Annotated in this window: 11 protein-coding genes; 4 read left to right on the forward strand and 7 right to left on the reverse strand. The window is 70.7% G+C overall.

Annotation, left to right across the window (positions count from 1 at the left end):
* The first annotated feature begins 171 nt into the window (after nucleotides 1–171).
* Nucleotides 172–2,994, forward strand: coding sequence for an MMPL family transporter (locus QNO11_RS12900; RefSeq protein WP_257507885.1), 2,823 nt, complete (start codon nucleotides 172–174; stop codon nucleotides 2,992–2,994).
* Nucleotides 2,991–5,042, forward strand: coding sequence for a YhgE/Pip domain-containing protein (locus tag QNO11_RS12905; RefSeq protein WP_257507884.1), 2,052 nt, complete (start codon nucleotides 2,991–2,993; stop codon nucleotides 5,040–5,042). Before QNO11_RS12900 ends, QNO11_RS12905 begins: the two co-directional genes overlap by 4 nt.
* Before the next feature lie 98 nt (nucleotides 5,043–5,140).
* Here the strand turns inward: QNO11_RS12905 and QNO11_RS12910 are convergent, their stop codons facing one another.
* Nucleotides 5,141–5,749: a CGNR zinc finger domain-containing protein gene (locus QNO11_RS12910; protein ID WP_257507883.1), complete on the reverse strand. Its 609-nt coding sequence runs from the start codon at nucleotides 5,747–5,749 to the stop codon at nucleotides 5,141–5,143.
* Nucleotides 5,750–5,813: 64 nt separating this feature from the next.
* On the opposite strand from QNO11_RS12910, the gene QNO11_RS12915 reads away from it, so the two are divergent.
* Entirely contained in the window at nucleotides 5,814–7,064 is a 1,251-nt protein-coding gene (locus QNO11_RS12915) for an MFS transporter (RefSeq protein ID WP_257507882.1), read from the forward strand.
* 142 nt (nucleotides 7,065–7,206) lie between these two features.
* Here the strand turns inward: QNO11_RS12915 and ccsB are convergent, their stop codons facing one another.
* From ccsB to QNO11_RS12945, 6 genes are all read right to left on the reverse strand, one after another.
* Nucleotides 7,207–8,256: a c-type cytochrome biogenesis protein CcsB gene (gene ccsB, locus QNO11_RS12920; protein ID WP_257507881.1), complete on the reverse strand. Its 1,050-nt coding sequence runs from the start codon at nucleotides 8,254–8,256 to the stop codon at nucleotides 7,207–7,209.
* Nucleotides 8,257–8,371: 115 nt separating this feature from the next.
* Nucleotides 8,372–10,102 (reverse strand): cytochrome c biogenesis protein ResB, encoded by a 1,731-nt coding sequence (gene resB, locus QNO11_RS12925; RefSeq protein WP_374113792.1) that lies wholly within the window; start codon nucleotides 10,100–10,102, stop codon nucleotides 8,372–8,374.
* Nucleotides 10,083–10,832 carry a cytochrome c biogenesis CcdA family protein gene (locus QNO11_RS12930; protein ID WP_257507880.1) on the reverse strand — a complete coding sequence of 250 codons (750 nt, stop codon included), beginning with the start codon at nucleotides 10,830–10,832 and terminating at the stop codon, nucleotides 10,083–10,085. The genes resB and QNO11_RS12930 overlap by 20 nt, the downstream gene beginning before the upstream one ends.
* Entirely contained in the window at nucleotides 10,829–11,443 is a 615-nt protein-coding gene (locus tag QNO11_RS12935) for a TlpA family protein disulfide reductase (RefSeq protein ID WP_257507879.1), read from the reverse strand. Before QNO11_RS12935 ends, QNO11_RS12930 begins: the two co-directional genes overlap by 4 nt.
* Entirely contained in the window at nucleotides 11,443–12,075 is a 633-nt protein-coding gene (locus tag QNO11_RS12940; RefSeq protein WP_257507878.1) for a histidine phosphatase family protein, read from the reverse strand. Before QNO11_RS12940 ends, QNO11_RS12935 begins: the two co-directional genes overlap by 1 nt.
* A gap of 50 nt (nucleotides 12,076–12,125) precedes the next feature.
* A complete protein-coding gene (locus QNO11_RS12945; RefSeq protein WP_257507877.1) occupies nucleotides 12,126–12,821 on the reverse strand; it encodes a DedA family protein in 696 nt (231 codons plus the stop codon).
* A 99-nt stretch (nucleotides 12,822–12,920) separates the two neighbouring features.
* Here QNO11_RS12945 and aspS point away from each other — a divergent pair, with 99 nt between their 5' ends.
* The gene (gene aspS, locus QNO11_RS12950) at nucleotides 12,921–14,273 is read left to right on the forward strand and encodes an aspartate--tRNA(Asn) ligase (protein WP_257507876.1); all 1,353 of its coding nucleotides are present in this window, start codon (nucleotides 12,921–12,923) and stop codon (nucleotides 14,271–14,273) included.
* The last annotated feature ends 7 nt before the right edge of the window (nucleotides 14,274–14,280 follow it).

The following is a 14,280-nucleotide window of genomic DNA, read 5'->3' on the forward strand; positions in this document are numbered from 1 at the left end:
CCGCCCTCGCGTGTTCTCTCTGCTGCGGGTGAGCGGTCGCACCTGAGTCATCTCGGTCCTGTCCGTTTCACATGAACCGCACAGACTCGCGGTTCCGGCAGCTATTACGATACACCTACGTATCGGATACAGCGCTGTATCGAACCTGCCGACCGCCGATCGAAGGACGCCGTGTCCACTCTCCTGTTCTCCCTGGGCCGCTGGTCGTACCGTCACCCGTGGCGGGTGCTGCTGTCGTGGCTGCTGCTGCTGACGATCGTCGGCGGAAGCGCGGGACTGTTCATGAAGGGCACCGACAACGCCTTCTCGATCCCGGGCACCGAGGCGCAGGAGGGCATCCTGCTGCTGGAGCGCACCTTCCCGCAGGCCAGCGGCACCAGCGCCCAGCTGGTCGTGGTGGCCGCCGACGGCGCCCAGGTCACGGACGAGCCGTATGCGGATGCCATCGCCGACACGGTGACCGACCTGACCGATCTGGACGACGTGCTGGCGGTGACCGACCCGTTCGACGAGATGGTCACGGGTCTGGTCTCCGAAGACGCCCAGGCCGCCATCGTGCGGGTGCAGTTCGACGGGCAGGCCACCGACGTGAGCGAGGCCGCCACCGACGCGCTGCAGGATGTCACCGCGCAGCTGCGCGACTCGCTGCCGGCGGGCTCGCAGGTGGCGCTGGGAGGCGATCTGTTCTCGGCATCCATCCCCGCCCTGACCATCATCGAAGCCGTCGGCGTGCTGCTGGCGCTGTTCGTGCTGATCGTGACGTTCCGCTCGTTCGCGGTCGCCTGGTTCCCGCTGGTGAGCGCCCTGATCGGGGTGGGGCTGGCGATCGCGCTGATCTACGTCGCGACCGCGTTCTCGTCGATCTCCTCGACCGCGCCCATGCTCGCGCTCATGCTGGGCCTGGCGGTCGGCATCGACTACGCCCTGTTCATCGTCGCGCGACATCAGGATCAGGTGCGCGAGGGCATCGACCCCGAAGAGTCCGCCGCCCGAGCCACCGGCACCGCCGGCTCCGCCGTGATGTTCGCCGGGGTCACCGTGCTCATCGCCCTGATCGGCCTGGCGTTCGCCGGCATCCCGTTCCTCACCACGATGGGCATCGCCGCGGCCGCCGCCGTCGCGATTGCGGTGGCCGTCGCAGTCACCCTCACCCCGGCACTGCTCGGCTTCGCCAAGGGCCGCGTGGTCGGCTGGGCACGCCGCGCACCCCGCCGGCCCCGCAAACCCCGCTCCAGCGGTGGTTTCGCTCAGCGCTGGGTCACCGGGGTCACCCGTTACCCGGTCGTGACGACGGTGGCGATCGTGGTGGGCCTGGGGATCGTCGCGATCCCGGCGGCATCGCTCGGGCTCGCCCTGCCCAACGCCGGCGTGCAGCCGCCGTCGAGCCAGGCGCGTCAGGCGTACGACCTCACCGCCGAGCACTTCGGCCCCGGCACCAACGGGCCGCTGGTCATGACCGGCACGATCGTCACCTCCACCGACCCGCTGACGCTCATGACCGACCTCGGCGACGAGATCGCGCAGATCCCCGGCGTGGCCGAGGTGGCACTGGCGACCCCGAACGAGACCGCCGACACCGGCATCGTCCAGATCGTGCCCGAGACAGCACCCGATGACCCCGCCACCGCTGACCTGGTGCGGGAGCTCCGCGGGCAGCATGACCGCCTGCTCGAGGAGTACGGGGTCGATCTGAAGGTCACCGGGTACACCGCCGTCGGCATCGACATCTCCGACCGGCTCGGCGCCGCTCTGGTGCCGTTCGGCATCTTCGTCGTCGGGCTGTCGCTCGTGCTGCTGACGATCGTGTTCCGCTCGATCTGGGTGCCGATCACCGCTGCCGCCGGCTACCTGCTGTCGGTGGCGGCATCCTTCGGCGTCGTGGCGGCGGTGTTCGAATGGGGCTGGTTCGCCGACGCGCTGCATGTCGCCCGCACCGGCCCGGTCATCAGCTTCATGCCGATCATCCTGATGGGCGTGCTGTTCGGCCTCGCGATGGACTACCAGGTGTTCCTCGTCTCGCGCATGCGCGAGGACTACGTGCACGCCCGGCGGGAGCGGGGCGGCCGCGCCGATCGACTCACCGCGGTGGCAGCGGTGCGCTCCGGCTTCACCGCGTCGGCACGCGTCGTGACGGCGGCGGCGGTCATCATGTTCGCCGTCTTCGCAGCCTTCGTGCCCGAGGGCGATTCGTCGATCAAGCCGATCGCCCTGGGGCTGACCGTCGGCATCGCGATCGATGCGTTCCTGGTGCGCATGACCCTCGTCCCGGCGGTGATGGCCCTGCTCGGCGAGAAGGCGTGGTGGATGCCGCGGTGGCTCGAGCGTCGTCTGCCCCACTTCGACATCGAGGGCGAGGCCGTACAGCGCGAACTCGCCACCGCCCACTGGCCCGACCGGCCCGCCGCCGTGGCGGGCGAGGGCGTGACGGTGCGCGCCGATGACGCCCACGGCGACGAGGTGACGCTGTTCGCCGGCGCATCGTTCCATGTCGAGGACGGCGGCACGCTGCTGGTGGCAGGGGAACCCCGCGCGGCGCGTGCGTTCGCGCTGATGGCGGCCGGGCGGGTGACGCCCGACGACGGCCTGCTGCGGGTCGCCGGACACCTGCTGCCCGGACGCGCCGCCTGGGTGCGTGCGCACGTCGGCGTGGCCCTGCTCGACGGCGCCGCCGACCCGGTCGGTGCGCTGCACGCCGCGTGCAACGGGTCACCGCGTCTGGTGGTCGTCGACGGACTCGACGCCCTGCCCGCCGAGCACCGCGACGCCGCGGCAGCGGTGCTGCGCGACGCGGCCGCCGCGCTGCGCGAGCGGTCCGACGATCCCCGCGCCGCGCTCACTGTCGTCGCGACCGGACAGCCCGACGGCCCCGCGAGCATCGTGCTCGCCGCCGCTCACCGCGCCGGGCCGGCCGTCCTCGAACTGCACGACGTGCCCGCGACCGCGTCGGATGACGCCGCCGCGGCATCCATCTCCGAAAGCAAGGCCCACGCATGACCCTCTTCCTCGAGCGCGCCCGCTCGCGCCGACCCATCACCTGGCTCACCCTCGCCGGCGTGCTGCTGTTGCCGGTGGTCATCGGCGGCATCCTGATCGCCGCGCTGTACAACCCGGTGGAGCGGCTCGACGCGATGACCGTCGCCGTCGTCAACGACGACGAGCCGGTCACCCTGGACGGGCAGATGGTGCCGCTGGGCCGCCAGCTCACCGCGGGCCTCGTCGAGGGGTCCGATGAGACCCCCAGCAACCCGACCTGGACCATCACGAACGATGATGACGCCCGCGAGGGCCTCGCCGCTGGCAGCTATGACGCCGTCGTGACGATCCCGGAGAACTTCTCCGCCGCCGCCACCTCCACCGCCCCCGGCGCCACCCCGGAGCGGGCCACGATCTCGGTGACCACCGCGCCGGACAGCCTGGTCGTGGACGATGCGATCACGGCGCAGGTCACCGGGGCGGCCGCGACGCTCATGGGCACCGAGCTGTCGCAGGTGTACCTCGAGAACGTGTTCCTCGGCTTCACGACCCTCGGCGACCAGCTCGGCGAGGCCGCCGACGGCGCGACCGAACTCGCCGGCGGGGCGCGCACGGCCTCCGAGGGCGCAGTGAGCCTGGCCGACGGCATCCGGCTGCTGTCCTCCGGTGCCGCCGAACTCGGCACCGGAGCGGACGGCATCGCGTCGGGAGCAGCCGGGCTCGCCGGCGGGGCGACCGAAGCGGCAAATGGCCTGGATGCCTGGGCCGGCGGGGCCACCACCCTCGCCGACGGCACCAATCGCATCGCCGGCGCCCTCGGCACGATCGCCGGGCAGTTTCCGGCCGACATGCCGCAGGTGCCGCAGGAGGTCATCGATGCCGCGTACGGGATCGGCGCGGACAGCGCCGCGATCAACCAGCAGCTGACTTCGTCGGCGGCGGAGCTGGCTCGCCTCGCGGAGCAGTGCGACGCGGCGGGCACCCCCGAGATGTGTGCCGACCTGACCGCCGTGGCGCAGCAGGCGCAGGCCGCGCTGCCGACGGCGCAGGCCCTGATCAGCCAGGCGGGGACGATCGCTGCGGGCCTGGAAGGACTCAACCAGCTGCCCGCGCTCGGCGCCGGGCTGCAGGAGCTCGCGACGCAGTCCGCGCAGGTCGCCGGCGGCATGCAGGGTCTCGCCGACGGCGCACAGCAGGCGGCCGGCGGCGTGCGCCAGCTCGCCGACGGTGCCGGGCAGCTCTCCTCCGGCGCCGCGCAACTGGCGTCGGGTGCAGACGCGCTCGCGTCCGGGGCAGCGGATGCCGCGGACGGCGGCGCCTCGCTCGCCGACGGCGCCGGGCAGCTCGCCGATGGCACCGACACGCTCGCGGCCGGTCTGCACACCGCCGCCGACTCGCTCCCGTCGTACACCGACGCCGAGGCCAGCGACTTGGCGTCGGTCGTCGCCGACCCCGTCGGTGCCGAAGGCTTGGGCACCAACCTGTTCGGTGAATCGGCGGTGCCGCTGCTGACCATGCTGGCGCTGTGGTTCGGCGGGCTCGGCTCGTTCGTGGCGCTGCGGGCGGTGTCCGCCCGGACGCTGACGTCCCGTCGCCCCTCGGCGCTGCTGGCGCTGCGCTCCCTCGCCCCGGCGGCGGCGATCGGCGCGGCACAGGGGCTGCTCGTCGCGGGCATCGTGCAGCTGGCGGCCGACTACGACGGCGGCCAGTGGTCGCTGTTCGCGGTGCTGTGCATGCTCGCCGGTGTCGCCTTCGCCGCCGTCAACCAGGCTCTGGTCGCCGTGTTCGGCGGCGCGGGACGGTGGGCCGCCGCCCTCGTCGGCGTGCTCGCCATCGCCACCGGCATCGTCTCGACGGCACCGGGCGTGCTCAGTTCGATCGCGTCGCTCATGCCCACCGCCCCGGCCTACCAGGCGTTGCTGGGCGCCCTGGCCTCCACCGGCGGCGTGGGTGCGGCCGTGGTCGGACTCCTGACGTGGGCAGTCCTGGCGTTCCTGGCGACCACCATCGCGGTGGCGAGCCGGCGCACCATCTCCGCCCGCGCGGTGCTGCAGCCCGCTGCGGCCTGAGCGCCCCTCTCCCGACACAGGAGATCTCCCCGCAACAGGACGATTCCCCGCGAAACGACCTGTACCGGTGAGATCGCCTGTACCGGGGAGATGGCGGCTCAGCCCGCGGCGGCGCGAGTGCGGGCGTAGTAGCCGCGCACCCGGTTGCGGTTGCCGCAGTCCTCGCTGACGCACCAGCGGCGGTTGTGCCGGGGCGAGGTGTCGAGGAACACCCAGCCGCACTCGGCGTCGCCGCACTGGCGCAGGCGGTCGGTGCGACCATGGCGAAGCAGGTCGAGCATGGCGATCGCAATCCGCCGCCGGGGCAGGGCGAGGTCCACCGGATGCCGCCACCGCCACTCGTCGTCGTGCTGCTGCAGCCCGCCCGCCGCCACCGCTGCCGCGTGCTCGGCGGTCACCGGATCGGCGGGCCCGGCCTCGAACGCGGCGGCGTAGAACGCCTCGCGCAGCGCGACGACGCGGTCGAGTTCGGCGACGGCGGCCTGCGGATCGACCTCGGCCGACGCGGTGAGCGCGGCAGCCTCCGCCGCATCGATCAGCCCGGTCTGCACCGCCCATCGCACCAGGTCGGCGAACTCGGCCAGGTGCTCGATGCGCCGGGTCGCGCTGAGCCTCCAGTCGACGGTGTTGACCAGATCGAGGCAGACATCTCCCCCGATGCGAGAGAAGACCTCTCGCGGCTCGACGCGGACAGATGCGGCATCCATGCCGGCAGACTAACGCACGATTGCCGCTTTACACATGTGCATCTCATATGGGAGCGTCACATGCATGAAACCCCAAACGCCCATGTGGATGCCGGACTTCCGTCGCGTCTGGACGGCTCAGGGTGCGGCCGTGCTCGCCGATGAGATCGGCGAGCTGGCCATCCCGCTGCTGGCGGTGCTGATGCTGCACGCGTCGGCGGCCGATCTCGGCCTGCTCGGGGTGGCACGGTGGGCGCCGTTCCTGATCCTCGCGCTGCCGCTGGGGGTGCTCGTGGATCGGCTGCGCCGCCGCCCCCTGCTCGTGACCGCGAACGTCGTGCGGGCGGTGGTGATCACCGCGACCGCGATCATCGCGGCATCCGGCGGGTTGTCCATGCCGCTGCTGATCGCGCTGGTGGGCATCGTCGGGTGCGGCCTCGTACTGTTCGAGGTCGCGACACCGTCCTTCCTCCCGGCGGTCGTGCCCGTGGCCTTCCTGCCGCAGGCGAACGCGCGCCTGCAGGCGACGACGGCCACGATGCAGGTCGGCGGGCCCGGCATCGGCGGGGCGCTCGTGCAGCTGCTGACCGCACCGGCGGCGCTGTGCGCGACGGCGGTGGGGTACGCGGCATCCGCCATTGCGCTGGCCCGAGTGCGCGTGCCGGAGACGCGGGGGCAGTCCACGCCGTTCCTCCGGGCGCTGCGCGACGGGCTCGCGTTCGTGCGGGCCGACCGGTACCTCGTGGCCAACCTCGGGTTCTCCGCGATCTACAACCCGTTCTCCCAATGGGTGATGGTGCTGCTGCCGCTGCACGCGGTGGCGACGTTGGGGTTGGATGCCGCGGCGATCGGCCTGGTCTTCGCGGTGGGGGCGGCCGGTGCCGTGCTGGGCGCGATGTGCTCCGCGGCGGTCGTGCGGCGATGGGGCGCGGGTCGTCCGCTGATGTGGTGCGCCGCAGTCGAGTGCGTCGTGCTGCTCGGGCTGCCCGTCGTGGAGCGTTCGTGGGGCACCGTGGCGGTCATCGCCGCGCTCGGTGGCATCCTGGCCGTCAACGGCGCCTGCACCGCACTGTCGAGCGTCATCCTCGTGACGATCCGGCAGTACCGCTCGCCGGATCGGATCCTCGGACGCGTCAATGCCAGCATGCGGTGGCTGACCTACGGCACCGTCGCGCTGGGATCGGCCGCCGGCGGGTTCGTCGGCGAAGCGATCGGCACGCGCGGGGCGATGACGATCGGGGCGATCCTGTGCCTGGGCACGATCGTGTGGGTCGCGCTGTCGCCGCTGCCGCGAATCGGCGATCCTGCTGAGCTGGCGGTGGTCAGCCGCCGCTGACGCGGCGGCGGGGTGCGGCATCCACTCCCCGGCGCCGACAGCCAGTTCCCGGAACAGGAGAACTCCCCGCCACAGGACGATTTCCGCCGGAAGCGACCTGTACCGGGGAGATCGCCTACGTCGGAGAGATCGCGGTGCCGGATTACTCCAGGCCGCTGTAGGCGTGCAGACCCTTGAAGAACTGGTTCACGATCGTGAAGTTGAAGATGACGGTCGCGAAGCCGATGATCGACAGCCATGCGGAGCGCACGCCGCGCCAGCCGCGGGTGGCGCGGGCGTGGATGTAGCCGGCGTAGAGCACCCAGATGACGAAGGTCCACACTTCCTTGGTGTCGAATCCCCAGTAGCGGCCCCACGCGTCGTTGGCCCAGATGGAGCCGGCGATGAGGGTGAAGGTCCAGAAGATGAACCCGATGATCGCGAACCGGTAGGCCAGCGACTCGAGCGCGTCGGCGCTGGGCAGGATGCGCAGGAACCCGGAACGCACCGGGCGGGCGACGGCGGCGTCGACGGCGACGGCCTCGGCGGCGCGCGCACGCGTCTCGCGGTGTGCTTGGAACAGTTGCAGCACCGACAGCGCGAACGCCAGCGCGAAGAAGGCTGTCGACAGGGATGCCACGAAGACGTGGACCACAAGCCACACGCTCTTGAGCGGGTCCATGAGCGGCACGACGTCGACGTGGTAGAGCGTCGCCCCGCCGAGGAGCACGGCGACCAGGCCCGTGATGAATGCGCCGAGGAAGCGCAGGTCGTAGCGGAACAGCACGCCGAGGTAGACCGCGACGATGAGCATGGTGCCGGTGAGGGCGAACTCGTACATGTTGGCCCACGGCACCCGCTCGGCCGCGATGCCGCGCAGCACGTCGGCGGCGACGTGGAATCCGAAGCCGAGCCACGTCAGTGCGGTGCCGATCCGCGCCCACAGGTATCGGGCGCGCTTGCCGGGGCGCGCGTCGAGTTCGGCCGCGGCCGCCTCCTCCTGCGCGCGCAGTTGACCGGCGGTCTCGCGGGCACCGGCAGCGCCGGCTCCGACGAGCTCGCGCGCACGGGCATCCTGCGCCTTGACGGCCTGGTCGGAGCGGCGGGCGAGGTCGACGGCGTATGCCACGAAGGCCAGCGCATAGATGACGATGGCCGTCCACACCAGCAGCAGGGAGACGTCGTCGAGCGAGAGCGCTTCGGTCGCAGGCATGGCATCCAGTCTACGTCGGGCACCTTCCGCCGAAGCGGGCGGGCAGGGCGGTACAGAGGGGTGGGGTGCGAGTACTCACTCGGCGACGCGAATACTCACTCGGCGATGCGAATACTCACTCGGCAGCGCGAATACTCACTCGGGAGCGGAGGCGGGACTCTAGGGCGTCGGTGTGGCGACGGGCGACGTCGTCGACGGCCGCGCGCAGCGTCGGGTCCTCGCCGCGGGCAAGACCGGCGTACTCGAGGCGCACGGTGCCGCCGTCGACGGTCGCCTTGACCCACATGCGCCGGCGCGGCATGAACAGCGCCACCATGAGCCCGAGGGTCGCCAGCACCGCGAAGAACAGCACCCACGGGGCGCCCACGTCGCGGTGGATGGACAGCGAGGCGAATCGCGGCACCGATTCGGTGTACCCCTCGGCACCGGCGGGCGAGGCATTCTCGAACGTCACAGTGCCCCAGCCGTTGGGAAGGTCGGCCGTCTCGCCCGGGGCCAGCTCGATCGAGTCGGCATCCACGGCGCGACCGGTGAGCTGCTCCATGCCCTCCGGGTCGAGCGTGTAGACCGAGCGGGGCGTGCCGTCGTCGATGCCGAGATCGCCGGCGTAGACGTCGAGGGTGACCACGGGGTTGATGAGCGCCGGGTACACCGAGGTCAGCGCGCCGGTGCCCAGCGCCGTCGCGGTGGGGTAGAAGAACCCGATCATGCCCAGCTGCTCCGGCAGGCCGTCGGTCACCTTGACGACACCGAGCGAGGTCATGGCGGCATCCTGCGGCAGGAACGGCACCGACTCACTGAAGACGACCTCACCGTCGGCGTCGCGCACCGTGATGGTCGGCGCATAGCCGTTGCCCATCAGGTAGATGCGGTCGCCCTCGAGGTCGACGGGGTGGTTGACCCGCACTTCGGCGGCCTGCTCGTCCTGGCCGGGCACCTTCGTCGTCAGCACGGCGGCGAAATCGCCCGCCTGACCGGCGCCCTGCTCGCCCATCGGGATGTAGTTGACCTGGAACTCCTCCAGCGTCATCGAATACGGCGGCAGCGCCTCGGTATCAACGAACCGCCCCGGGCTGAAGGAGGAGTAGTCGGCGAGGGTGTTGACGAAGCTCTGCCCCTCCACCAGCACGTCCTGGCCGGTGTAGGTGAACCCGCCCCCGACGGCCACGGCCACCAGCACCCCCACGAGCGACCCGTGGAAGACGAGGTTGCCGGTCTCCCGCAGGTAGCCCCGCTCGGCCGACACCGAATAAACGCCGCGGCCGTCGTAGCGCTCCACGCGGTACCCGGCCTTGCGCAGCTGGTCGCCGGCCAGGTCGATCGCCTCGGCGGCGACGGGTTCGGCATCCGTCCCCTCCGGCAGCGGGACGACCGCATCGGTGTGATCGTCCAGGCGCGACAGCCGCGCGGGCGTGCGCGGCGGGCGGGAGCGCATCGCCTTCCAGTGGTGCTTGGTACGCGGGATGACGCACCCGATCAGCGAGATGAACAGCAGGATGTAGATCGCCGAGAACCACGGCGACGAGTACACGTCGAACAGGCTCAGCCCGTCGAGGATCGGGTACAGGTCCGGGTTGTCGGACTTGTACTGCGTGACACCGTTGGGGTCGGCGCTGCGCTGCGGCACGATCGACCCGGGGATCGCGGCGATCGCCAGCAGCAGCAGCAGCACGACGGCCGTGCGCATGCTGGTCAGCTGCCGCCAGCCCCAGCGCAGCCATCCGACGAAGCCGAGGTTGGGCTGCTGGATGCCGGTGGGAGCGTCGCCGTCGGCGTGATCGGCGGGCCGCATGGGACCGTCGATCGGCTCGTCGGGGGTCACCGTGTCAGAGGGGGAGCTGGACACTGCCGATCACCGCCCCGAGCCGTGACATCAGATCGGTCCACACACCCGTGACCATCAGCAGTCCGAGAGCGATCAGCAGGATGCCTCCGATGATGTTGATGGCGCGGATGTAGCGCTTGACGAACGCGACCGAGCGGGTCGCCCAGCCGAAGCCGATGGCCAGCAGGATGAACGGCAGGCCCAGGCCCAGCGAATAAGCCACCCCGAGGATGCCGGCACGCACCGGGTCGCCCTGATTGATCGAGATCGCGAGGATCGCCGTCATCGTCGGGCCGATGCACGGCGCCCAGCCGATGCCCATCGCGATACCGAGGAGCGGGGCCCCGACCAAGCCGAGATTCTCGCGCATGCGGGGTCGGAAGGTGCGCTGGGCGACGCCGAAGACGCCGATGAACACCAGGCCCAGCAGGATCACGATGACACCCAGCACGCGCGTGATCGGGTCCTGATACCGGATGAACAGCTGACCGAGCGTCCCGCCGATCACGAAGATCGCCACGAACACCGCGGTGAACCCTGCGATGAACAGCAGCACGCCCCACAGCAGCCGGGACTTGTTCTTCCCGCCGGTGCTGCCGGCGCGGGCCGGAGCGGCCCCGCCGAGGAAGCCCAGGTACCCCGGGACCAGCGGCAGCACGCACGGGGACAGGAACGACACCAGCCCCGCGAGCATCGCGATCGGGATCGCCAGCCACAGTGCGCCGTCGAAGACGATCGCGAACGGGTTCACGAGCTCTCCGCCAGGGTGTCGCGCACGATCGTGGTCAGGATCGAGGCGTCCTGCAGCTGCCCGATGATGCGCGCGGCCAGACGGCCCTCGCCGTCGAGCACGAGGGTCGTCGGCACGGCCTGCAGGGACGTCACCTCGGCGAACGCGAGCTTGAGGTCGGGGTCGCGGTGGGCGAGCACCGACGGGTAGGTGATGCCGTAGGTGCGGTCGAAGGATGCTGCAGTGGCGGCTTCGTCGTAGATGTTGACGCCGAGAAACGACACGTCGGCGTCGGTGAACTCCTCGTTCGCCTCCTGCAGGTGGGGCGCTTCGGCGCGACACGGGCCGCAGCCGGCGTACCAGAAGTTGACCACCACGACGTCGCCGGCGAGGTCGTCGCTGGTGATCGTGCCACCGTCGACGGCGGTGCCGGAGAACTGGATCGGCGCCTCACGGTCGGCCGCGGTGATCTCGGTGACGGCGAAGTCGCGCGAGACGAACCCATCGCCCTCCTGATAAGCGTCGACGAGGTCGTCGTTCTGCCCGCTGCAGGCGGCAAGGCCCGCCGTCAGCGCCACGGCGGCCAGTGCGGCGGCGATGGTGCGCAGCCGGTGAGTGCGTCGGAGCGCCATCACACCGCTCCGACGTCCACGGCGCCGGACAGCGTCGCCGGCTCCACGTACGCGATCTCCGACCAGGTGCCGTCGTCGTCCAGGCGCAGGCTGGTGATGCTCGACAGTGCGCAGCGGCGCTGGGTGGGATTGTGCCGCAGCAGCCCGCCGGTGACGGCGAGGTGGGTCACCCAGATCGGCAGCTGGTGCGAGACGATCACCGCGTCGCCGGCGGCGGTGGCGGTCCAGGCGTCACGCATCGCGGCATCCATCCGCGCGACGATGTGTGCGTACGGCTCACCCCAGCTGGGCAGGTCGGGGGAACGCAGGTGGCGCCAGTTGGCTGGGTTGGCCAGGGCGCGCTTCATGCGACGGCCCTCGAAGACGTTCGTCGGCTCGATGACGCGCTCGTCGATGACCGGTTCGAGGCTGAACAGCTCCGCGAACGGTTCCGCCGACTCACAGGTGCGCTGCAGCGGCGAGCAGACGAGGTGGCCGACGGGGCGCTGCAGTGCCTGCACGTACTCGGCGGCCTGCCGGGCCATGCGGTGGCCGTCGCTGCTCAGCCCGAATCCGGGGAGCCGGCCGTACAACACCCGTCCGGGGTTGTAGACCTCCCCGTGGCGCACGAGATGGAGGCGGTCGGCAGGCACGCGGCAAGTCTACGGTGGTCGGTTCTGTGCACGCGCTGAGCGGCCGGAACCTATGCGGCGTCGGGGTCGGCGGCGCGGCGGGTGTCCAGCAGCAGGCGGATGCGTGCGTAGAGGAACCACGCCACACCCACCGCGACGGCAACGATCACGACGTACTGCAGCACGTCGGCATACGCCTCGACGACGTGCCACGACTCACCGAGGAAGAACCCGGCCAGCACGAAGATCGTGTTCCAGATCGCACTGCCCGCGAGCGTGAGCAGGCCGAAGCGCCACACCGGCATCCGGGCGACACCGGCGGGGATGGAGATGAGGCTGCGGAAGATCGGGATCATGCGCCCGAAGAACACCGCTTTGCCGCCGTGCTTGGCGAACCAGGCGATGGTGCGGTCGATGTCCTCGGGGTGCAGCAGCGGCACCTTCGCGGCGATGGCGCGCAGCCGGCCGGCACCGAGCCACGCACCGAGCCCATAAAGAAGGAAGGCGCCGACGACCGATCCGGCGGTGGTCCACAGCAGCGCTTCGAACAGGGTGAACCCGCCGCGGCTGGCCGCCAGACCCGCCATCGGCAGGATGGCCTCACTGGGCAGCGGGGGGAACAGGCTCTCCAGCGCGATGGCTGCTCCGGCGCCGACGGGGCCGATGGTGTCCATGAGCGACACCGTCCAGTCCGCCAGTGCGGTCAGCCACGAGCCGTCCGAGGGGTCGGTGGCGGCGGAGGCAATCGTCACGGCGGCGAGCGTCATATCCCCACGGTAGGGAAGGCCTCCCGCTGGAACCTGGGGGAAGCCCGTACGCCTCGGGCGGGATTTCCCGAAAGCCTCCCCCACGTAGACTGGTCGATCGTGAGTGAACGCGTTCTCGTCCAGCAGCTTCAGGGTCTCCCCGATGGGCCCGTCACGGTGTCCGGATGGGTAGAGACCGTCCGTGATCAGAAGAAGGTGCAGTTCGTCATCCTGCGGGATGAAACCGGGGCCGTGCAGCTGGTCAATCCCGCCACGCGCCCGCCGGCCGCCGACGCGGTCGACGCACCCGAGCAGGATGCCGCAGCGCTCGCGCTGACGACACTCATCTCCGAGCTGACCACCGGCACCTTCCTCACCGTCACCGGTGAGCTCAAGCACGACGAGCGCGTCAAGCTCGGCGGCGTGGAGATCAAGATCGGCTCGCTCGAGGTGGCATCCGCCGCCCTCCCGGAGACCCCCATCGCCGCCGACAGCGGCATGGACAAGCGGATGGACTGGCGGTTCCTGGACCTGCGCCAGCGCCGCAACAACCTGATCTTCCGCGTGCAGACGACCCTCGAGCACGCGATGCGCTCGTACTGGATCGAGCGCGACTACATCGAGATCCACACCCCGAAGCTCATGGCATCCGCGTCGGAGTCCAACGCCGAACTGTTCGAGGTGCCGTACTTCGAGGACAAGACGGCTTACCTCGCGCAGTCGCCGCAGTTCTACAAGCAGATGGCCCAGGTCGCCGGCTTCGGCAAGATCTTCGAGATCGCCCCGGCCTTCCGCGCCGACCCGTCGTTCACGAGCCGTCACGCCACGGAGTTCACCTCGATCGACGCCGAGATCAGCTGGATCGACTCGCACGAAGACGTCGCCGCCATGCAGGAAGAGCTGCTGGCGACGGCCATCCAGGCGGTCAAGGACAAGCATGGCGCCGAGATCGAGGAGCTTTTCGGCCTCGAGGTGCAGGTGCCCGCGATCCCGTTCCCCCGCATCCCGCTGGCCGAGGCCCGCGAGATCGTCAAGGCCCGCGGCTACGACATCCCCCGCACCGACGGCGACCTCGACCCCGAGGGCGAACGCCAGATCTCGGCATACGTCGAGGAGACCTACGGTCACCAGTTCGTCTTCATCACCGACTACCACCCCGAGATCCGTGCGTTCTACCACATGCGCGACGCCGAGACCGGGTTGACGAAGTCGTACGACCTGCTGTTCAAGGGCGTGGAGATCACCACCGGCGCGCAGCGCGAGCACCGCGTCGACGTGCTGATCGAGCAGGCCCGCGAGAAGGGTCTGGAGCCGGAGCACCTGGACTTCTACTTCGACTTCTTCCGCTTCGGCGCCCCGCCTCACGGCGGGTTCGGCATGGGCCTGGCCCGCGTCATGATGCTGCTGCTCGGCGAGTCGTCGATCCGCGAGGTCACCTACCTCTTCCGGGGCCCCACGCGCCTGGCCCCCTAACCAAAAC

The sequence above is a fragment of the Microbacterium sp. zg-B96 genome (assembly GCF_030246865.1).
Lineage (GTDB): Bacteria > Actinomycetota > Actinomycetes > Actinomycetales > Microbacteriaceae > Microbacterium.

Excerpts from the sequence above, each read along its gene's own strand:
- QNO11_RS12905 (WP_257507884.1), top strand. The coding sequence starts at position 2,991 with ATGACCCTCTTCCTCGAGCGCGCCCGCTCGCGCCGACCCATCACCTGG.
- QNO11_RS12910 (WP_257507883.1), bottom strand. The coding sequence starts at position 5,749 with ATGGATGCCGCATCTGTCCGCGTCGAGCCGCGAGAGGTCTTCTCTCGC.
- QNO11_RS12915 (WP_257507882.1), top strand. The coding sequence starts at position 5,814 with ATGAAACCCCAAACGCCCATGTGGATGCCGGACTTCCGTCGCGTCTGG.
- ccsB (WP_257507881.1), bottom strand. The coding sequence starts at position 8,256 with ATGCCTGCGACCGAAGCGCTCTCGCTCGACGACGTCTCCCTGCTGCTG.
- QNO11_RS12935 (WP_257507879.1), bottom strand. The coding sequence starts at position 11,443 with ATGGCGCTCCGACGCACTCACCGGCTGCGCACCATCGCCGCCGCACTG.
- QNO11_RS12945 (WP_257507877.1), bottom strand. The coding sequence starts at position 12,821 with ATGACGCTCGCCGCCGTGACGATTGCCTCCGCCGCCACCGACCCCTCG.